The organism is Klebsiella sp. D5A, assembly GCF_001620885.1.
GTDB lineage: Bacteria > Pseudomonadota > Gammaproteobacteria > Enterobacterales > Enterobacteriaceae > Klebsiella > Klebsiella variicola.
Window position 1 is genome coordinate 219,934 of the sequence record NZ_LOAR01000007.1, and the last position, 20,432, is coordinate 240,365.

General features: G+C 59.7%; 17 protein-coding genes and 1 pseudogene. 11 read left to right on the plus strand and 7 right to left on the minus strand.

Annotation, left to right across the window (positions count from 1 at the left end; genetic code table 11):
- Positions 1-72: 72 nt before the first annotated feature.
- From phnL to phnP, 4 genes are read left to right on the plus strand one after another with little or no spacing between them, the layout of a single operon-like run.
- Positions 73-753: a phosphonate C-P lyase system protein PhnL gene (phnL, locus tag AS136_RS12330; RefSeq protein ID WP_008807247.1), complete on the plus strand. Its 681-nt coding sequence runs from the start codon at positions 73-75 to the stop codon at positions 751-753.
- Positions 750-1,886 carry an alpha-D-ribose 1-methylphosphonate 5-triphosphate diphosphatase gene (gene phnM / locus AS136_RS12335; RefSeq protein WP_016160122.1) on the plus strand — a complete coding sequence of 379 codons (1,137 nt, stop codon included), beginning with the start codon at positions 750-752 and terminating at the stop codon, positions 1,884-1,886. Before phnL ends, phnM begins: the two co-directional genes overlap by 4 nt.
- Complete coding sequence (phnN, locus tag AS136_RS12340; RefSeq protein ID WP_012543150.1) at positions 1,886-2,449, plus strand: ribose 1,5-bisphosphokinase; 564 nt, start codon at positions 1,886-1,888, stop codon at positions 2,447-2,449. Before phnM ends, phnN begins: the two co-directional genes overlap by 1 nt.
- A 15-nt stretch (positions 2,450-2,464) precedes the next feature.
- Positions 2,465-3,223 (plus strand): phosphonate metabolism protein PhnP, encoded by a 759-nt coding sequence (phnP, locus tag AS136_RS12345; RefSeq protein ID WP_023323481.1) that lies wholly within the window; start codon positions 2,465-2,467, stop codon positions 3,221-3,223.
- Between the two features lie 22 nt (positions 3,224-3,245).
- Here the strand turns inward: phnP and yjdP are convergent, their stop codons facing one another.
- Together yjdP and AS136_RS12355 are read right to left on the minus strand one after the other, a co-directional pair.
- Positions 3,246-3,599 carry a DDRRRQL repeat protein YjdP gene (yjdP, locus tag AS136_RS12350; RefSeq protein ID WP_012543151.1) on the minus strand — a complete coding sequence of 118 codons (354 nt, stop codon included), beginning with the start codon at positions 3,597-3,599 and terminating at the stop codon, positions 3,246-3,248.
- Between the two features lie 70 nt (positions 3,600-3,669).
- A complete protein-coding gene (locus tag AS136_RS12355) occupies positions 3,670-5,955 on the minus strand; it encodes an ATP-binding protein (protein ID WP_023296905.1) in 2,286 nt (761 codons plus the stop codon).
- 179 nt (positions 5,956-6,134) lie between these two features.
- Between AS136_RS12355 and AS136_RS12360 the strand changes: the two genes are divergently transcribed.
- The 4 genes from AS136_RS12360 (at position 6,135) to AS136_RS12375 (ending at position 10,704) form a co-directional block, all read left to right on the plus strand.
- Positions 6,135-7,655 (plus strand): sugar ABC transporter ATP-binding protein, encoded by a 1,521-nt coding sequence (locus tag AS136_RS12360; protein ID WP_008807253.1) that lies wholly within the window; start codon positions 6,135-6,137, stop codon positions 7,653-7,655.
- Positions 7,652-8,650 (plus strand): ABC transporter permease subunit, encoded by a 999-nt coding sequence (locus AS136_RS12365; protein ID WP_023296904.1) that lies wholly within the window; start codon positions 7,652-7,654, stop codon positions 8,648-8,650. Before AS136_RS12360 ends, AS136_RS12365 begins: the two co-directional genes overlap by 4 nt.
- Before the next feature lie 30 nt (positions 8,651-8,680).
- Complete coding sequence (locus tag AS136_RS12370; RefSeq protein WP_012543155.1) at positions 8,681-9,622, plus strand: ABC transporter substrate-binding protein; 942 nt, start codon at positions 8,681-8,683, stop codon at positions 9,620-9,622.
- A gap of 74 nt (positions 9,623-9,696) precedes the next feature.
- Positions 9,697-10,704, plus strand: a complete 1,008-nt coding sequence (locus tag AS136_RS12375; protein WP_023323480.1) for a carbohydrate kinase family protein — start codon at positions 9,697-9,699, stop codon at positions 10,702-10,704.
- Positions 10,705-10,828: 124 nt separating this feature from the next.
- Here AS136_RS12375 and AS136_RS12380 read toward each other — a convergent pair whose 3' ends face one another.
- From AS136_RS12380 to AS136_RS12390, 3 genes are all read right to left on the minus strand, one after another.
- Positions 10,829-11,746, minus strand: coding sequence for a nucleotidyl transferase AbiEii/AbiGii toxin family protein (locus AS136_RS12380; RefSeq protein WP_022065798.1), 918 nt, complete (start codon positions 11,744-11,746; stop codon positions 10,829-10,831).
- 5 nt (positions 11,747-11,751) lie between these two features.
- Positions 11,752-12,510, minus strand: a complete 759-nt coding sequence (locus AS136_RS12385; RefSeq protein ID WP_008807257.1) for a type IV toxin-antitoxin system AbiEi family antitoxin — start codon at positions 12,508-12,510, stop codon at positions 11,752-11,754.
- Positions 12,511-12,594: 84 nt separating this feature from the next.
- Complete coding sequence (locus tag AS136_RS12390) at positions 12,595-13,323, minus strand: response regulator transcription factor (RefSeq protein WP_008807258.1); 729 nt, start codon at positions 13,321-13,323, stop codon at positions 12,595-12,597.
- Positions 13,324-13,595: 272 nt separating this feature from the next.
- Here AS136_RS12390 and fdhF point away from each other — a divergent pair, with 272 nt between their 5' ends.
- Positions 13,596-15,743, plus strand: a complete 2,148-nt coding sequence (fdhF, locus tag AS136_RS12400) for a formate dehydrogenase subunit alpha (protein WP_077598908.1) — start codon at positions 13,596-13,598, stop codon at positions 15,741-15,743.
- A 265-nt stretch (positions 15,744-16,008) separates the two neighbouring features.
- Positions 16,009-16,695 (plus strand): tetratricopeptide repeat protein, encoded by a 687-nt coding sequence (locus AS136_RS12405; RefSeq protein WP_008807260.1) that lies wholly within the window; start codon positions 16,009-16,011, stop codon positions 16,693-16,695.
- 34 nt (positions 16,696-16,729) lie between these two features.
- Here AS136_RS12405 and gltP read toward each other — a convergent pair whose 3' ends face one another.
- Together gltP and AS136_RS28655 are read right to left on the minus strand one after the other, a co-directional pair.
- On the minus strand, positions 16,730-18,043 hold the full coding sequence (gene gltP / locus AS136_RS12410; RefSeq protein WP_012543161.1) for a glutamate/aspartate:proton symporter GltP: 1,314 nt from the start codon (positions 18,041-18,043) through the stop codon (positions 16,730-16,732).
- 111 nt (positions 18,044-18,154) lie between these two features.
- Positions 18,155-18,355 (minus strand): annotated as a pseudogene (locus AS136_RS28655) (hypothetical protein).
- Between the two features lie 100 nt (positions 18,356-18,455).
- On the opposite strand from AS136_RS28655, the gene acs reads away from it, so the two are divergent.
- Positions 18,456-20,414 carry an acetate--CoA ligase gene (gene acs, locus AS136_RS12415; RefSeq protein ID WP_008807262.1) on the plus strand — a complete coding sequence of 653 codons (1,959 nt, stop codon included), beginning with the start codon at positions 18,456-18,458 and terminating at the stop codon, positions 20,412-20,414.
- The last annotated feature ends 18 nt before the right edge of the window (positions 20,415-20,432 follow it).

The window sequence follows — 20,432 nt, forward strand, 5'->3', positions numbered from 1 at the left end:
GCCTACAGGTGCGTTATTCGTAGGCCGGGTAAGCGAAGCGCCACCCGGCAACCCAACCCCGCGAGGGCTAACATGATCCGCGTTGAAAACATCCATAAAACCTTTGTTCTGCACCAGCAGCACGGCGTGCGCCTGCCGGTGCTGGCCGACGCCTCGCTGACCGTTAACGCCGGGGAGTGCGTGGTACTCCACGGTCACTCCGGCAGCGGCAAATCGACGTTGCTGCGTTCGCTGTATGCCAATTATCTGCCGGACAGCGGCCATATCCACATCCGCCACGGCGAGGAATGGGTGGATCTGGTCACCGCCACCCCACGCAAGGTACTGGAAGTGCGCAAAACCACCATCGGCTGGGTCAGCCAGTTTCTGCGGGTGATCCCGCGCATTTCAGCGCTGGAGGTGGTGATGCAGCCGCTGCTCGACCTTGGGACGCCGCGTGAAGCGAGCGCCGCGAAAGCCGCCCAGCTCCTGACCCGCCTCAACGTTCCGGAACGCCTGTGGCACCTTGCGCCGTCGACCTTTTCAGGCGGCGAGCAGCAGCGGGTCAACATCGCCCGCGGCTTTGCGGTCGACTATCCGATTCTGCTCCTTGATGAGCCCACCGCCTCACTGGATGCCAAAAACAGTGCTGCCGTGGTCAACCTGATCCATGATGCCAAAGCGCGCGGCGCGGCCATCGTGGGGATTTTCCATGACGAAGGGGTACGCCGTCAGGTCGCCGACCGACTGCACCCCATGGGAATGACAGCATGATTATCAATAACGTAAAACTGGTTCTCGACGACGACGTGGTCCACGGTTCACTGGAAGTCCAGCACGGTCGCATCCTCGCTTTCGCCGAAAGCCAGAGCCGGCTGCCACAGGCGCTGGATGGAGAAGGCGGCTGGCTGCTGCCGGGCCTTATCGAGCTGCATACCGATAACCTCGACAAATTCTTTACGCCGCGACCAAAAGTGGACTGGCCAGCCCACTCGGCGATGAGCAGCCATGACGCCATGATGGTCGCCAGCGGCATCACCACCGTGCTGGACGCCGTGGCGATTGGCGACGTGCGCGATGGCGGCGATCGTCTTGAGAATCTGGAGAAGATGGTCAATGCGGTGGAAGAGACGCAAAAGCGCGGCCTTAACCGCGCCGAGCATCGCCTGCACCTGCGCTGCGAGCTGCCGCATCACACCACGCTGCCGCTGTTTGAAAAGCTGATTGACCGCGAGTCGGTGAGCATGGTCTCTCTGATGGACCACTCGCCAGGCCAGCGTCAGTACGCCGATCGCAGCAAGTACCGCGATTACTATCAGGGCAAATACCATCTCACTCACGACGAAATGGACCGTTTTGAAGCCGAGCAGATGGCCCTGGCCGCCACCTGGTCGCAGCCGAATCGTCAGACCATCGCCGCCATGTGCCGCGCCCGTCGTATCGCCCTTGCCAGCCACGACGACGCCACCGAGGCGCATGTGGCCGAATCCAGTCAGTTAGGTAGCGTCATCGCCGAGTTTCCCACCACGCTGGCCGCAGCGCAGGCTTCACGTCAGCATGGGATGCACGTCCTGATGGGCGCCCCCAATATCGTGCGCGGCGGTTCCCACTCTGGCAACATCGCGGCGCACCAGCTGGCGAGCAGTGGTTTGCTGGACATTCTCTCGTCTGACTATTACCCCGCCAGCCTGCTGGATGCCGCTTTCCGCATCGCCGACGCCGAGGATAACGCCTTCACCCTGGCGCAGGCGATCCGTCTGGTCAGCAAGCATCCGGCGCAGGCGCTGGGCCTTGACGATCGCGGCGTCATCGCCGAGGGGAAACGCGCCGACCTGGTGCTGGCGCACCGTCGCGGCGAGCATGTGCACATCGACCATGTCTGGCGCCAGGGAACGAGGGTCTTTTAATGCCGGGAAAACTGATTTGGCTGGTGGGCCCCTCTGGCTCCGGTAAAGACAGCCTGCTGGCGGCGCTGCGCGAGCGCGAGCACCCGCAGCTGCTGGTGGCCCATCGTTACATTACCCGCCCGTTTAACGCGGGCAGCGAGAATCATATCGCCCTCAGCGAACATGAATTTTTTACCCGCGCCGAGCAGCATCTTTTTGCTCTCAGCTGGCACGCCAACAATACTTACTATGGCATTGGCGTGGAGATCGACCTGTGGCTGCACGCTGGCTTTGACGTGGTGGCCAACGGCTCCCGCGCCCACCTGGCGCTGGCCCGGGAACGCTACGGCGAGGTGCTGGTGCCGATCTGTCTCGCCGTCTCGCCGCCGGTGCTCCGCCAGCGGCTGGAGCAGCGCGGCCGGGAAAACGCACTGGAAATCGCCCAGCGTCTGGATCGCGCCGCGCGCTATAAGCCCGACAATTGCCTGACGTTGAATAATGACGGGAGTCTTCGACAATCGGTTGACGATTTCTTCCGCCTGCTGCGCAGCCACGTGGCACGCGTAGAGGATCAGCCGGTATGAGTGAAAGGTGACACGATGAGCCTGACAATCCGTTTAACCGGCACCGGCGGCGCCCAGCTGGTGCCCGTCTTCGGTTGCGACTGCGCGGCCTGCCGCCGCGCCCGCCGCGAGGAGAGCCACCGACGCCGCCCCTGTAGCGGCGTGGTCACGTTCAACAGCGCCGTGACGCTGCTTGATGCCGGACGACCGGATCTGATGGAACATCATCCCGCCGGTAGTTTTCAGCAGGTGCTGCTGACCCACTACCATCTGGATCATGTGCAGGGGCTGTTTCCGCTGCGCTGGGGAGTCGGCGCGTCGATCCCGGTCTATGGCCCGCCGGACGACGCCGGCTGCGACGATCTGCTCAAGCACCCCGGCCTGCTCGATTTTAGCCATACCGTCACGCCGTTTGTGGTGTTTGACCTGCAGGGGTTGCGGGTAACGCCCCTGCCGCTCAACCACTCGAAGCTCACCTTCGGTTATCTGCTGGAGTCGGCCCACAGCCGGGTGGCCTGGCTCTCGGATACCGCCGGGCTGCCGGACAAGACGCTGAAGTTTTTACTCAACAACCGCCCGCAGGCGATGATCATTGATTGCAGTCATGAGCCGCGCGCGCAGACCCCGCGTAACCACAACGATCTAAACACTGTCCGCCACCTTAACCAGGTGATTGGCTGTCCGCGGGTGATCCTCACCCATGTCAGCCACCAGTTAGATGTCTGGATGATGGATAACCCGCTGCCGACAGGTTTCGAAGCGGGATATGACGGGATGGAAATCGTGCTGGATTAAGTGCAGGTCCGTTGCGGAGCGATCAGTAGCTATCATCCAGACGACGCTGGTCGCTTTCTAACTGGCGACGATCCTGATCGAGCTGGCGCTGGCGTTCGTCAAGCTGGCGGCGGCGATCGTCCAGTTGCCGTTGTCGATCGTCATACTGACGCTGGCTGTCGCGGCTCTGCTGACGGCTCCCCTGATAGCGCCCGTCATCATACCGGCCATCATCATCGTATCTGTCGTCGTCATCGGAGCGGTTGCTACCCGGGTTATAGGCGTCGTTAATGGCTTGCTGAATATTGCCGATCGCGTCATCGATAATATCGGCGCGAGCGGCCAGGCTGGTCAGCGACAGGGTGCAAAAGAGCAGTGCGGTTGCGTAACGTTTCATCGGGGCCAATCTCGTCAGAGTCCTGCCGCTACCTTAATCAAGCGTACACCCCCCGAGTAGCGGAGGAATCTCAAATCCTCGCGTACGCCGCGCTCAGCGCCTGCGCCAGCTGGGCGCGGGTAAACGGCTTACGCAGCCACTCCACTTCCGGCAGGGCCGGATTCTGCGCCGGACGCAAATCCTGGCCGCTGATCAGCAGCACCGGCAGCGCCGGAAAGCGGCGTCGGGCGGTATGGATCACGTCGGCGCCGCTCAGCGCGCCGGGCAGCATCAGATCGCTAATCAACAGCGCGATATCCGGCGACGCCTCCAGCAGCTGCAGCGCCTCTTCGCCACTCGGCGTCTCCAGCGTCAGCCAGCCCAACTGATGCAGCTGTTCACACAGCGTCTGGCGTACATCTTCTTCATCTTCCAGCACCAGCGCCAGCCGTTCTCCCGCCGGCAGCGGCTCGTCCTCCGCTGGCGCCACCGTCGTCTCAACCTCGGTCATCGCCCGCGGCAGCTGCAGCCGCACCGTCGTCCCCTGCCCCGGCGCGCTCTCCAGCGCCACCCGGCCGCCCGACTGGCGCACAAAGCCATACACCATCGACAGTCCCAGACCGCTGCCGCTGCCGGTGGCTTTGGTGGTGAAGAACGGTTCAAACACCCGGGCTTTCACCGCCTGCGACATCCCGCTGCCATGATCGATCACCTCCAGGGCCACCATATCCTGCCGCTGACCGCTGCTGCGGGTGACCCGCTGATTCCAGGTGCGTATTTTGATAACCCCGTCGCGCCCGGCCATGGCGTCACGGGCGTTCATCACCAGATTGATCAGGGCGTTTTCCAGCTGGCCAACGTCTATCCATGCCGGCCACGCCGGCGACTGCGCCTCAATCTCCAGACTTAAGGTTGCCGGCAGGGAGTGACGCATCAGCTCGCTGAGGTTCTCCAGCAGCGGCGCCATCGCCACCGCCTGGGGATGCAGCGCCTGTTTGCGCGAAAAGGCCAGCAGCCGCTGAGTCAGAAGCGCCCCACGTTCCGCCGCCTTCAGCGCCCTGGAGAGGCGCGGCGCATCGCGTGCGTCCGGTTCCACCAGCTCGAGGCTGCCGATGATCACCGCCAGCAGGTTGTTAAAGTCATGCGCCAGCCCCCCGGTCAACTGGCCGACGGCCTTCATCTTCTGGCTGTGCAGCAGCGCCTCTTCCAGCTCCTGGCGCTTAATCCGATCGATCTCCATCTGGGTGGTCTTCTCTTTCAGCAGCCGGGTGGTGTGCTCCAGCGACGCCGTATTGCGGGCGAAAACGTTAAAGGCTCGCGCCAGCTCGCCCAGCTCATCGCGCCGCTGCAGGGCCGGCACCGAGACGTTCGGCTCCCCCTGAGCCAGCCGCGACATCGCCAGGGAGATGGCGGTCAGGTTCGAGCCAAGGTTACGGTAGATATACCACCCGGCGCAGCCGGTGATCGCCAGCGCCAGCAGCGCGGAAAGCAGAATAAACATACTGATGGAGCGCAGCTCCCGATGGCTTTGCGCCGCCCGCTGCTCTGAGGCTTCCGCCACCCGGGTCACGTACTGATTGATGTCCTCGTTAAGCAACGCGACCAGCGCTTTGATGTGGTACATGTACCAGCTGATCGTCAGATCGCTCTCCTCCAGCTGGGCCGACAACGGGGCCAGCGTCGCCAGTTCCCGGGTGACGTCGGGCAGGAAAAACGCCAGCGCGGGATCGGCGCTGCCTGCCGGCAGGTCGCCGCGCAGCTGGTCGAGCTGCAGAACGATCGACCGCGGCGTAACGGTATGGATCGCGGCCACGATCAGCCGGTCCATCTCGGCCAGCCGGCGCGGATCGATCGCCTTATCCCCGCCGCGATCGTTAAGATCGGCGAGATGGCGCAGGTTGCTCTGATTCTGGTAAAGCGAACTCAGCAGCGCATTGCGCTGCAGATGGCGGCGCTGGCCGCGCTCCAGCATCTCCGCCACGCTCTGCTGCAGCGCGTTGCTGCGTCGAATAATATTGGCCACCCGCGCCTGCTCCTGCTGCGCCAGCGGGGCCGCCGCCAGCTGGGCCAGCGAGTGCTTCAGCGCCTGCTGCGTCGCCAGCAGCCGTTCCGCTTCGCTTTTGTACTCCAGCGCCCCCACCACCTGCGACAGGCGCACCGCCGCCGTGGCGACATTCGCCGTGTCCCGCGCCAGATCCATACTGCCGCGCATGTCGTTGAGAGTCTGGCGCTGCACCTGCTCCTGCAGCTGGCTGGCGTGGTGAAAGCCGAACACCGCCACGCCGCTCACCAACAGGGTGACCACGCCCATCAATAGATTAAAGGAGAGCAGGCGGCCACGGGCGCTGGTGAAAAACGGGTGTCGGCGAGCGGTCATAGCAACTCCAGTGAAGGATAGGTCGGCATATAGGCGTGACGGTGCAGAAAATGACGCCGCGTAACTGTGATCGCGGTTAACTATTTATCACTATGACAAATATGAATGGATTCTGACATTCTGCATTTATTTTCCGGTGGTGGACTGCAGCTATTGTTCTCATAGACAGGAGCGCCGCGATGACCGCCACCCCGGTACTGGAAATGCGCCATATTGCCAAAGCCTTTGGCAAATTCTACGCGCTGAAGGGCGTCGACCTGACGGTCTGGCCAGGGGAGATCCATGCCCTGATGGGAGAAAACGGCGCCGGAAAAAGCACGCTGATGAAGATCCTTGCCGGCGCCTATACCGCCACCAGCGGCGAGATCCTGATCGACGGAAAACCGCAAACCATCCGCGGCCCCAAGGACGCGCTGGCCGCCGGGATCACGTTGATCTATCAGGAGATGCAGCTGGCGCCGAACCTGACCGTCGCGGAAAACATTTTCCTCGGCAGCGAGCTGGCGCGCGGTGGCCTGGTGCAGCGCAAAGCCATGCTCAGCCAGGCGCAGGCGGTGATCGACCGTCTCGGCGCCCAGTTCAAAGCCAGCGACCGGGTGATGACCCTGACCATCGCCGAACAGCAGCAGGTGGAGATCGCCCGGGCGCTCCACCGTCAAAGCCGCATTCTGGTAATGGATGAACCCACCGCCGCCCTCTCCTCGCGGGAAACCCAGCGCCTGTTCGAGCTCATCCTGCGCCTGCGCGATGAGGGGATGGCGATTATCTATATCAGCCACCGCATGGCGGAAGTGTATGAGCTCTCCGACCGCGTCAGCGTCCTGCGCGACGGGCAGTATGTCGGCAGCCTGGTGCGTGACAAGCTCAACGCGCCGGAGCTGGTGCGCATGATGGTCGGCCGCCCGCTCAGCGATCTGTTCAATAAAGAACGTGACATCCCCCGCGGCCAGCCGCGCCTGCGGGTCGAGGATCTGACCGATGGCGGCAAGGTGAAGCCCAGCAGCCTCGTGGTGCATGCTGGCGAAATCGTCGGCCTCGCCGGGCTGGTCGGCGCCGGACGGTCCGAACTGGCGCAGCTGATCTTCGGCGTGCGCAAAGCCACTGGCGGGGTGATTGAGATCGACGGCGAGCCGGTGGTGATCCACTCGCCGCGCGAAGCCATCGACCTCGGGATCGGCTTTCTGACCGAAAACCGCAAAGAACAGGGGTTGTTTCTCGAACTGGCAGCCCAGGAAAACATCACCATGGCGACGCTGGAACGCGACGCGAACTGGGGGATGCTCAACCGCCGGAAGGCGCAAACCATCTCCGATGACGCCATCCAGTTGCTTAACATCCGCGTGCCGCACGCCCAGGTGCGCGCCGGCGGACTGTCCGGCGGCAACCAGCAGAAATTATTGATTTCACGCTGGGTGGCGATTGGCCCGCGCATTCTGATCCTCGATGAACCCACCCGCGGCGTCGACGTCGGCGCGAAAAGCGAGATTTACCGCATCATGAACGACATGGCGCGCCAGGGCGTCGCCATTCTGATGATCTCCAGCGAACTGCCCGAAGTGGTGGGCATGAGCGACCGGGTCTATGTGATGCGCGAGGGCGCTATCGCCGGCGAGTTACAGGCCGGCGATATCAGCCAGGAAAGTATCATGACGCTGGCCACCGGCGTGAACGATTCTCACCTTAAGGCAGGGCAACTATGAGCATACCGAAAGAGACCTCCGCGCCGGTCGCGAAATCCGCTTCGGCGAAAAAAATGTTGATGGGCGACCTGATGCAGACCGTCGGCATTCTGCCGATCCTCATCCTGATCGTCGCCGTTTTCGGCTTTATCGCCCCCAACTTTTTCACGGAAAGCAATCTGCTGAATATCACCCGCCAGGCCTCGATCAACATTGTGCTGGCGGCGGGAATGACCTTCATCATTCTTACCGGCGGCATTGACCTCTCCGTCGGCTCCATTCTCGGCACCACCGCGGTGGCGGCAATGGTGGTGTCGCTGATCCCGGCGTTTACGTTGCTGTCGATTCCGGCGGCGCTGATGCTCGGCCTGCTGCTTGGGCTGTTCAACGGCGCGCTGGTCGCCTTCGCCGGGTTACCGCCGTTTATCGTCACCCTCGGCACCTACACGGCGCTGCGCGGCGCCGCCTATCTGCTGGCTGACGGCACCACGGTGATCAACTCCGATATCAGCTTTGAGTGGATCGGCAATGACTATCTCGGCCCGGTGCCGTGGCTGGTGGTCATCGCCCTGGCGGTGATCGCGGTGTGCTGGTTTATCCTGCGCCGAACCACCCTTGGGGTGCATATCTACGCGGTGGGCGGCAACATGCAGGCGGCGCGGCTGACCGGTATCAAAGTCTGGCTGGTGCTGCTGTTTGTCTACGGCATGAGCGGCCTGCTCTCCGGTCTTGGCGGGGTGATGAGCGCCTCGCGGCTGTACAGCGCCAACGGCAACCTCGGCGTCGGCTACGAACTGGATGCCATCGCCGCGGTCATTCTCGGCGGCACCAGCTTCGTCGGCGGTATCGGCACCATCACCGGTACGCTGGTGGGGGCGCTGATTATCGCCACCCTCAATAACGGCATGACCCTGATGGGGGTCTCCTACTTCTGGCAACTGGTGATCAAAGGGGCGGTGATCATCATTGCGGTGCTGATCGACAAATACCGTACCCGACACCATCAAAGTGCATAACAACACCATCTTACCTGCGAGGAAAAGCGAATGCGTTTAAAACCGATAGTGACCGCGCTGTGTGCTGGCGCGCTGCTGGCCGCCTCCCCCTTTGCGTCGGCCAAAGAGCTGAAAGCGATTGGCGTGACGGTGGGCGACCTTGCCAACCCGTTCTTTGTGCAGATCACCAAAGGGGCGGAGCTGGAGGCCCGCAAGCTGGCGGGAGATAATGTCAAAGTGACGCTGGTCTCCAGCGGCTACGATTTGGGCCAGCAGGTGGCGCAGATCGATAACTTTATCGCCGCCAAAGTCGATATGATCATCCTCAACGCCGCCGATTCGAAGGGCATTGGCCCGGCGGTGAAGCGGGCCAAAGAGGCCGGGATCGTGGTGGTGGCGGTTGACGTCGCCGCCGAAGGCGCCGACGCCACCATTACCTCCGATAACACCCAGGCGGGCGAGCTGGCCTGTAAATACATTAGCGACCGCCTGAACAACAAAGGCAGCGTGGTGATCATCAACGGGCCGCCGGTATCTGCGGTACAAAACCGCGTCGAAGGCTGCGAAACGGAGTTCAAAAAACACCCGGATATAAAAATCCTCTCCTCCAACCAGAACGCTAAAGGCAGCCGGGAAGGCGGCCTGGAAGTGATGACCTCCCTGCTGGCGGCCAATCCGAAGATTGACGGTGTGTTCGCGATCAACGATCCGACGGCGATTGGCGCCGATCTGGCGGCGAAACAGGCGCAGCGTAGCGAGTTCTTCATTGTGGGCGTCGACGGCAGCCCGGACGGCGAAGAGGCGCTGAAGCGTAAGAACTCCCTGTTCGTCGCCACGCCGGCGCAGGATCCGCAGGTCATGGCGGCCAAGGCGGTGGAGATTGGCTACGACATCCTGCAGGGCAAGCCGGCGCCGACCGCGCCAGTGCTAATCCCGGTGACGATGATCGACAAAAACAACGTCAGCTCTTACAAAGGCTGGACCGTGAAATAAGCGCAACCCGGCGCACAATCGTTCCGCCGATTGTGCGCTACGCTTAACGAGTATGACGGCGCGGAGTAGCGATCATGGAACGTAAAGGGATTATTGCCGCAGGCAACATGCTGGTCGATCATGTCCATCAGATCAGGCAGTGGCCGGAGCGCGGCTGGCTGGTGGAAATTGTCCATAGCGAACGCGCCACCGGCGGCGCGCCGCTGAATGTCCTGCTGACCCTGGCTAAAATGCATGCCGGACTGCCGCTGCAGGCGGTTGGCCTGATTGGCGAGGATAACGACGGCGACTACATTACCGCCATGCTCGATCAGTACCATATCAATCGCCAGCTCGTGCAGCGCACCAGCTCCGCCCCCACCTCGATGACCCAGGTGATGACCGACGCCGACGGCCAGCGCACCTTCTTTCACTCTCCCGGCGCCAACCGACTGCTTGACCTCCCGGCCTTTGAGCCGCTGGATACGCCGCTGAAGATTTTTCATCTCGGCTATCTGCTGCTGCTCGAAAGCCTTGATCGGCCCGACGAGGCGTTCGGCACCCGCAGCGCACGACTGCTGGCGCAGATGCGCGATCGAGGCTATGAAGTGTCCCTCGACCTGGTGTCGCGCAAAGGCGATCCGCACTACCGCCCGCGGGTCCTGCCGGCGCTGGCGCATCTCGACTACCTGACCATCAATGAGCTGGAGGCCTGCGAGTTTAGCGGGCTGGAAATCCGCCTGCCCAACGGTGAGCCGCACGTCGCTAATATCGCCCGCGCCGCCAGCGCATTACTTGACGCCGGCGTGCGCCAGCGGGTAGTGATCCATTGTCCGGAGGGCGCATGGGGCGTATCCCGCACGGAAGCCGGGCGCTGGGTACCGTCATGGCGGCTGCCGCCGGAGGAGATTATCGGCAGCGTCGGAGCCGGGGACGCCTTCTGCGCCGGCCTGCTGTACGGCAGCCACGAACGCTGGCCGTTAACCGACAGTCTGCAGCTGGCCCACGCCTGCGCCCGCGCCAGCCTGCAGGCCGCGAATGCGATCGACGGCGCCAAAACGCTCCCTGAGCTGCAGGCGTTTATTCAGTTGCAGAATGGTTAGACTGGGTAGATCCCGCTATCAGGGCGATGCCACAGGAGAACGACGTATCATGGCGAGAAAAGGGATACGGTTTATTCAAATCACGCCTGTTTTACGCTGAGTTCAACAAGGGCGGGCCAGATGACTAACTGCGCCACTCGGCCAACACCTTTTCCAGTTTATCTAACGACTCAGCGCGTTTTATCGCTGGCATCTGATGAATATTGCGCAATTTCCACTGCACGGCAGGCAAATCCTGAATACGTGTTTCCGGCGCTAAACGCCAGTCTGGTTCGCCTCGTTTAAATGACAGCAAAAAATCGATATCCTGTTGCGTGAAACAGGATTTTAACGCATCAATCATCCTGTAGGGGACTGCTGTCAGTTCCTCCAGGGCTATCGTCTCAAATGTCATCCCGCTGAATTCACGGTAAAAGGGTTCAGCAATATCTTTCCAGCGAGGACTAAGCACTTCAGCCAGAGGCCGATTATGGCTAAGTAAATACGCGATAAACCCATTGAAAATGGGACGGTTAAGCTCCTGCGCATCAAGAAGTAATTTCACATCATAAAAATCTCTGGGATGCTGGCGATCCAGCGCCGCGCATAATTTTCCACCGTAGAGATCGGGCAACGAAACCACCGGAAGGCTGGCATAGCCAAAAACGTCCTCTACCGCCCCCACCACCTCTCGCTCCTGTGGTGGATATAATGTTCCCCGTGCGACCGGTGAGACCTCTATCTTTATTTGTGCGCTATCGGTAGTAACAACGACACGCATCTCATCGGAACGATTAGCTTGTAATACAGCGTTCATACCTGCCTGTTGTTGCAGATTAGCGGCAATACGTGCAAGCGCATCCCGTATATGAGGTAAAGCGATCGTTCTGCTTTCCAGGGGCACCCAGGCGAGGTCGATATCCACCGATAATCGTGGGAAATCACGGATAAAGAGATTGATTGCCGTGCCACCTTTCAGCGCAAATTCCCGTTCGACGGCAACATAGGGTAAAACCTGCATTAACAGAGCAACCTGCCGATAATAGGGCGCCTGTATATCCATATTTTTTATTCCTTTTGAAAGCGTTCAGGCACAGTGATTTGGTATTGAGCATTGAACTTGCCATTTACCACGATTTGCCGCTTACCCGCTCCCAGATCGATTTTTTGGCTATCGATTCGTCTGAGCCAACCATGCTCGTAAAAACTGGCGAAAAAGAGATACAAACGCTTGGTCTGCACGGACTGGCTGACAGAAAGCAGATACTCTACTTTACGAGGATTAAGATTAACCAGTCCCTGGAAAAGCTCTGCCGCGTGGTTAAATGAGAGGGTCCCCGGTACCGCGCTCAACAACTCGTAAGCAGCCAGTTCCGGCGCACTGCCGGTGAGTCTTTTCCCTTTTACATCAAGCGTTACGCGGTATTTATCATCCAGCACCGGCAGTTTTTGCCCCGATATGACTATCCACTCCACACCCGGGAATTCCCTGAACCATTTTGGCAGCAGCGCTTTATTTTCCATACTCAACCAGCACTGGTTTTGTTTGAGCTGTAGATAGTGTGAACGACCCTGCCAGACTAAGCTACTGAGCCCCGCGACATACACCGGAGCGGCTAGCTGATTTTGCAAACATGCTAATGCATCGTTCCACTCCGGCTCACGTCCCGCACGCGCGTATACGCCGTTGCCTCGTTTTTTTAACCAGCCACTTTGCGTGTATTTAAAGGCCAGAGAGGGAGAGATGGCATGCCGGCTTAACCAGGACTGAAGGATCACATCTCCGGGAGCACTGTTTTGCAGCAGCCAGTTTAATTTTGATGGCATAGATTAACCCAAGGTGTCACTTTAATAAAAAAAGTAAACTCGCCGCGCTAAATAAAGTCAAGAGCAGGTTGGCAGCACCTCGCCCTACGCCGCCTTATCGCTGTGGGTCACATCGGCGGAAAAGACATAGCCCAGACCGCGCAGGGTTTTAATCAACGTCGGCTGATGCGGGTTTAACTCGATTTTGCGGCGCAGGCGCATGATCAGCACGTCGATGGTCCGGTCGAACACCTCAGTGCTTTCATTATGAGTCAGCGCCAGCAGCTGTTCGCGATTCAATACCCGGCGCGCGTTCTGCGCCAGCGCCAGCAGCAGGCCATATTCTCCCTGGGTCAGCGGGATCGCCTGCTGCTGCGGGTTATACAGTTCGCAGCGCGTGGTATCCAGCCGCCAGCCGTTAAACGTCAGGCCGCTGCCGACGCCCGACGTCTCGCCGGCCAGCGCCCCGCTGCGTCGCAGTACCGCTTTCACCCGGGCGACCACCACCCGCGAGCTGAAAGGTTTGGCGATGTAATCATCGGCGCCCATCTCCAGGCCCACCACTACATCAGACTCACTGCCCAGACCAGACAGCATCACCACCGGCAGCTCAGGCCGCGTGCGCTGCAGCTGCTGAAGCACCTGCAGACCATGGGTATCCGGCAGGATCATATCCAGCAAAACCAGCGCGATGTCTGCCCGCTGCGCCACCCTCGCCAGCGCGTCGCCGCCGGTCTGGCAGACCAATACTTCAAACGCGTGCGCGCCAAGCACATCGCTGAGCAGTTCGCCCATCGCTATGTCGTCATCCACCACCAAAATGACTGGTTTCATCTTTGCCTCTGCCCGCGGGGAATTAGTGTCAGTCTGATCGATTCTGCAAGCCTGCGCCGACAAATTCCTCTCCCGGTGACATTTTTTCAAGCGCCGTCACATCTCCAGCGTATCGACACGTCAAATCTGTCGACAGGCTGTTTTTCGTCAGCATTTCGCCCAAAAAAGCCGCGTATCATCAAGGAATATCCACAATGAAAATATGGCATAGAAGATGCATAGTGACGGCGCGATAGCGCAAACGCGCCCATTGAATAACTGGAGCAAGACCGATGAAAAAAGTCGTCACGGTTTGCCCGTATTGCGCATCAGGTTGCAAAATCAACCTGGTGGTCGATAACGGCAAAATCGTTCGGGCTGAAGCGGCGCAGGGGAAAACCAACCAGGGAACCCTGTGCCTGAAGGGCTATTATGGCTGGGACTTTATTAACGATACCCAGATCCTGACGCCGCGCCTGAAAACCCCCATGATCCGTCGTCAACGCGGCGGCAAGCTGGAAGCTGTCTCCTGGGATGAGGCGCTGGATTACGTCGCCACTCGCCTCAGCGCCATTAAAGCCAAATATGGCCCGGATGCGATCCAAACCACCGGCTCCTCCCGCGGCACCGGTAATGAAACCAACTATGTGATGCAAAAATTCGCGCGCGCCGTTATTGGTACCAATAACGTCGACTGCTGCGCTCGCGTCTGACACGGCCCTTCGGTTGCAGGTCTGCACCAGTCGGTCGGTAACGGCGCCATGAGTAATGCCATCACGGAGATTGATAACACCGATCTGGTGTTTATCTTCGGTTACAACCCGGCGGATTCCCACCCTATCGTGGCGAATCACGTCATTAACGCCAAACGCAACGGGGCGAAAATCATCGTCTGCGACCCGCGCAAAATTGAAACCGCGCGCATCGCCGACATGCACATTGCGCTGAAGAACGGCTCGAATATCGCGCTGCTCAACGCCATTGGCCACGTGATTATTGAAGAGGATCTGTACGATAAATCCTTCGTCGCCAGCCGTTCCGAGGGCTTCGAGGAGTATCGCAAAATCGTTGAAGGCTATACGCCGGAGTCGGTGGAAGCGATCACCGGGGTCAGCGCCCAGGAGATCCGCGCCTGCGCCCGGATGTACGCCAGCGCCAAATCCGCCGCCATCCTGTGGGGCATGGGTGTCACCCAGTTCTACCAGGGCGTGGAGACCGTGCGGTCGCTGACCAGCCTGGCGATCCTCACCGGCAACCTCGGCAAGCCGAGCGTCGGCGTCAACCCGGTACGCGGCCAGAACAACGTCCAGGGGGCCTGCGATATGGGCGCGCTGCCGGATACCTATCCGGGCTACCAGTACGTCAAATTCCCGGAGAACCGCGAGAAGTTCGCCAAAGCCTGGGGCGTCGACAGACTGCCGGAACATACCGGCTATCGCATCAGCGAGCTGCCGCATCGCGCGGCGCACGGTGAAGTGCGGGCAGCGTACATCATGGGTGAGGATCCGCTGCAGACCGATGCCGAACTCTCGGCGGTCCGCAAAGCGTTCGACGATCTGGAACTGGTTATCGTCCAGGACATTTTCATGACCAAAACCGCCTCCGCGGCCGACGTCATCCTGCCGTCCACATCGTGGGGCGAGCACGAAGGCGTGTATACCGCAGCGGACCGCGGCTTCCAGCGCTTCTTTAAAGCCGTGGAGCCGAAGTGGGACCTGAAAACCGACTGGCAGATCATCAGCGAAATCGCCACCCGGATGGGCTATCCGATGCACTACAACAATACCCAGGAGATCTGGGATGAGTTGCGGCATCTGTGCCCGGACTTCTACGGCGCCACCTATGAAAAAATGGGCGAACTCGGCTACGTCATGTGGCCATGCCGCGATGAGTCCGACGCCGACCAGGGGACGTCGTATCTGTTTAAAGAGAAGTTCGATACCCCGAACGGGCTGGCGCAGTTCTTCACCTGCGACTGGGTCGCGCCGATCGATAAGCTCACCGACGAGTACCCAATGGTGCTGTCGACAGTGCGCGAAGTCGGCCACTACTCGTGCCGTTCGATGACCGGCAACTGCGCGGCGCTGGCGGCACTGGCGGATGAACCTGGCTATGCGCAAATCAACACCGCCGACGCCGAACGGTTAGGCATCGAAGATGAAGCGCTGGTGTGGGTGAATTCGCGTAAGGGTCGGATCATCACCCGCGCGCAGGTCAGCGACCGGCCGAACAAAGGCGCGGTGTATATGACCTACCAGTGGTGGATCGGTGCCTGTAACGAGCTGGTCTCAGAGAACCTGAGTCCGATAACCAAAACGCCGGAGTACAAGTACTGCGCGGTCAACGTTGAGCGGATTGCCGATCAGCGCGCGGCGGAACAGTACGTGATCGACGAGTACAACAAGCTGAAAGCCCGCCTGCGCGAAAGCGCAATGGGTTAAGGTTCGAACCTTTGTACCATTGAGTAGCCCCGGTAAGCGGTAGCGCTACCGGGGATTTTCCCCGGAGGCGGCGCATTGCGCCTTCTCCGGGCTACCAAATCGCACAACGCTGTAGCCCCGGTAAGCGTTAGCGCCACCGGGGATTTTCCCCGGAGGCGGCGCATTGCGCCTTCTCCGGGTATTTACCCCGCTAATTCCCGCCATTTTCTTCTTTTTCGCCTCCCTTTATACTGCGCGCTATGTTCCTTGCTGATAATAAATACAAATGAAATACCTCTTTTTATTTTTACTGGTTTTCACCAGCGGCGCAGCGGTCGCCACCGAACCGGGCAGCCAGTATCAACAGCAGGCGGAAGCCGGCGATCGACGCGCGCAATATTACCTTGCCGATACCTGGGTCAGCTCCGGCGATTATGAGAAAGCCGAATACTGGGCGCAGAAGGCCGCCGCCCAGGGCGATGGCGATGCACTGGCGCTGCTGGCGCAGCTCAAAATTCGCAACCCTCAGCAGGCGGACTATCCGCAGGCCCGCCAGCTGGCGGAAAAAGCCGTCAAGGTCGGCAGTAAATCCGGGGAGATCGTTCTGGCGCGGGTGCTGGTGAACCGTCAGGCTGGCCCCACCGATGTGGCGCACGCCATCACGCTGCTGCAGGATGCCGCCCGGGATAGCGAAAGCGATGCAGCGGTGGACGCCCAGATGCTGCTGGGGCTGATCTACGCCAGCGGCGTGCACGGCCCGGAAGATGATGTGAAAGCGAGCGAATACTTCAAAGGCAGCTCGGCGCTCTCACGGACCGGCTATGCTGAATACTGGGCCGGGATGATGTTCCAGCAGGGAGAGAAAGGCTTTATCGAACCGAATAAGCAGAAGGCGCTGCACTGGCTTAACGTCAGTTGCCTGGAGGGGTTTGATACCGGCTGCGAAGAGTTTGACCGGATCAGTAAAGGATAAGAAAAAGCCCGGCGCTCGTGCCGGGCTTTGTGTTTTATTGGGCGGTTTTATCAAACTTGCCCAGCACTTCGCGTTCATACGCCAGCGCTTTTTTGCGGTCGAACTTATGCTCCCACTTGGCGATAACCAGCACCGCCAGCGCATTCCCCACCACGTTCAGCGCGGTACGCGCCATGTCGAGGATACGGTCGACGCCGGCGATAAAGGCGAGGCCTTCCAGCGGGATCCCCACGCTACCCAGGGTTGCCAGCAGCACCACGAAGGAGACGCCCGGCACGCCAGCGATCCCTTTCGAGGTCACCATTAAGGTCAGCACCAGGGTGATCTCCTGCCAGATAGAGAGGTCGATACCGTACAGCTGGGCGATAAAGATCGCCGCGATGCTCTGATACAGCGTTGAACCATCGAGGTTAAAGGAATAACCGGTCGGCACCACAAAGCTGGTGATCGACGCCGGCGCGCCATAGGCTTCCATCTTCTCGATAATGCGCGGCAGCACGCTCTCCGAGCTGGCGGTGGAGTAGGCCAGAATCAGCTCATCTTTCAGGATACGGATCAGGATCCAGATGCTCAGGCCACACAGACGCGCGACAATCCCCAGCACCACCAGCGCGAAGAACAGGATCGCGAAGTAAACCAGCAGTACCAGCTTGGCCAGCGGCCACAGCGAGGCGAAACCAAAGGTGGCGACGGTCACCGAAATCAGGGCGAACACCCCGATCGGCGCATAGCGCATCACCATGTGGGTGACTTTAAACATGGTTTCGGAGATGGAGCGGAAGACCGTCACCAGCGGCTCACGGTGGGTCGCCGGCAGCGAGGAGAGCCCCAAACCAAACAGCACCGAGAAGAAGATAATCGGCAGCATATCGCCTTTCGCCATCGACGCCACGATGTTGGTCGGGACCAGCGACAGGATAGTGCCCATCAGGCCATGCGCATGGCTTTGCACCTCGGCAGTCGTGCTCTGATATTTCGAAATATCAACCGCCGCCAGCTGTGACATATCAATGCCGGTCCCCGGCTGAAAGACGTTGGCCAGGGTGATACCCAGCACGATCGCCACCGTGGTGATCACTTCGAAATAGATAATGGTTTTGGCGCCGATCCGGCCTAACTGCTTGGCATCGCCCACGCCGGCAATCCCGACCACCAGGGTCGAAATGACAATCGGGACCACGATCATTTTAATCAGATGGATAAAGATATCGCCCGCCGGCGTCAGCAAATTGCTAATCAACCAATCGCGACTTTCGGCGTGGTAATGCAGATAACTGCCCAGAAGGATACCCAGCACCAGGGCTAGCAAGATTTGCCAGGCCAGACTGACTTTTTTCGTTTTCTTCACTACTGACTTCCTCAATGAAAGGCACCATTCCTTTTCGTCATGGTACCCACTGCAGGGGGTATGAATTGTGTTGCGTTGCTTTGTGGGGTTATTTAACGCGCAATATCAGTATCATTTGCACGGCATGCTGCGCAAGCCTTTAAGAATAGGGCTTTCTTCTGGTTTTCTGCATAAAGTCACGAATTTTCCCCAGTTACAATGCATAAGTATTTGTAATAAAAAATATTTCACACCTTCCGTTTCTATAAATTCATTTACGTAATTATTTCACTTCAAAGTTTCATTTGATGAAATTTCACTCAGTTGAATCATTGCGTGATCTGCCCCCCAATTAACAAACAAAGCTGTCAAAACCCCTACTCTTAACGTTTGTTTGACATATATTTAACAAGTTCAAAGGAGAAAAAAAGCCATGAGCCAAATACACAAACACCCTATTCCCGCTAATATCGCGGAACGTTGCCTGATTAACCCGGAACAGTACAAGGCGCAGTACCAACAATCCATAACCGACCCTGATACATTTTGGGGCGAGCAGGGCAAGATCCTTGACTGGATACGCCCCTATACCCGCGTGAAGAACACCTCTTTCGCGCCGGGTAATATTTCCATCAAATGGTATGAAGATGGCACCCTGAACCTCGCCGCCAACTGCCTCGACCGCCATCTCGCCGAGCGCGGCGATCAAACCGCCATCATCTGGGAAGGCGACGACGCCAGCCAGAGCAAGCACATCACCTACCGTGAACTGCATGCGGACGTGTGCCGCTTCGCCAATGTGCTGCTCGACCTTGGGATTAAAAAAGGCGATGTGGTCGCCATTTATATGCCGATGGTGCCGGAAGCCGCGGTGGCGATGCTGGCCTGCGCCCGCATCGGCGCTATCCACTCAGTGATTTTCGGCGGCTTCTCGCCGGAGGCGGTGGCCGGACGCATTATCGACTCCAGCTCGCGCCTGGTGATCACCGCTGACGAAGGGCTGCGCGCTGGTCGCGCCATCCCGCTGAAGAAAAACGTTGATGACGCGCTGAAAAACCCGAACGTCAACAGTATTGAGCATGTCGTGGTCCTGAAACGTACCGGCGGCAAAATCGACTGGCAGGAAGGCCGCGACCTGTGGTGGAGCGACCTGATGGCCAATGCCAGCGCCGAGCACCGGCCCGTCGAGATGAACGCCGAAGATCCGCTGTTCATCCTCTATACCTCCGGCTCCACCGGCAAACCGAAAGGGGTGCTGCACACCACCGGCGGCTATCTGGTCTACGCGGCCACCACCTTTAAATACGTTTTCGACTACCATCCGGGCGATATTTACTGGTGCACCGCCGATGTGGGCTGGGTCACCGGCCACAGCTATCTGCTGTATGGTCCGCTGGCCTGCGGCGCCACCACCCTGATGTTCGAAGGGGTACCGAACTGGCCAACCCCGGCGCGTATGTGCCAGGTCGTCGATAAGCATAAGGTCAGCATTCTCTATACCGCCCCGACGGCTATCCGCGCCCTGATGGCGGAAGGCGACAAAGCTATCGAAGGCACAGACCGTTCCTCGCTGCGCATTCTCGGCTCGGTCGGCGAACCGATTAACCCGGAAGCCTGGGAGTGGTACTGGAAGAAGATCGGTAACGAGAAGTGCCCGGTGATGGACACCTGGTGGCAGACCGAAACCGGCGGCTTTATGATCACCCCGCTGCCGGGCGCGATTGAGCTGAAGGCCGGCTCCGCGACGCGTCCGTTCTTCGGCGTCCAGCCGGTGCTGGTGGATAACGAAGGCCTGCCGCTGGATGGCGCCACCGAGGGCAACCTCGCCATCGCCGACTCCTGGCCCGGCCAGGCGCGTACCCTGTTCGGTGACCATGAGCGCTTTGAGCAAACCTACTTCTCCACCTTCAAAAATATGTACTTTAGCGGCGATGGCGCGCGTCGCGATGAAGATGGTTACTACTGGATCACTGGCCGCGTGGATGACGTGCTGAACGTCTCCGGCCACCGTCTGGGTACCGCGGAAATTGAATCCGCGCTGGTGTCGCACCCGAAAATCGCTGAAGCGGCGGTGGTGGGGATCCCGCACAACATCAAAGGCCAGGCCATCTACGCCTACGTGACGCTCAATCACGGCGAAGAACCAACGCCGGAGCTGTATGCCGAAGTGCGTAACTGGGTGCGCAAAGAGATCGGCCCGCTGGCGACGCCGGATGTGCTGCACTGGACCGATTCGCTACCGAAAACCCGCTCGGGCAAAATCATGCGTCGCATTCTGCGTAAGATTGCCGCGGGCGACACCAGCAACCTCGGCGATACCTCGACGCTCGCCGATCCTGGCGTCGTGGAAAAACTGCTCGAAGAGAAGCAGGCCATAACGATGCCATCGTAAGCAAGGACCGATTCCCTA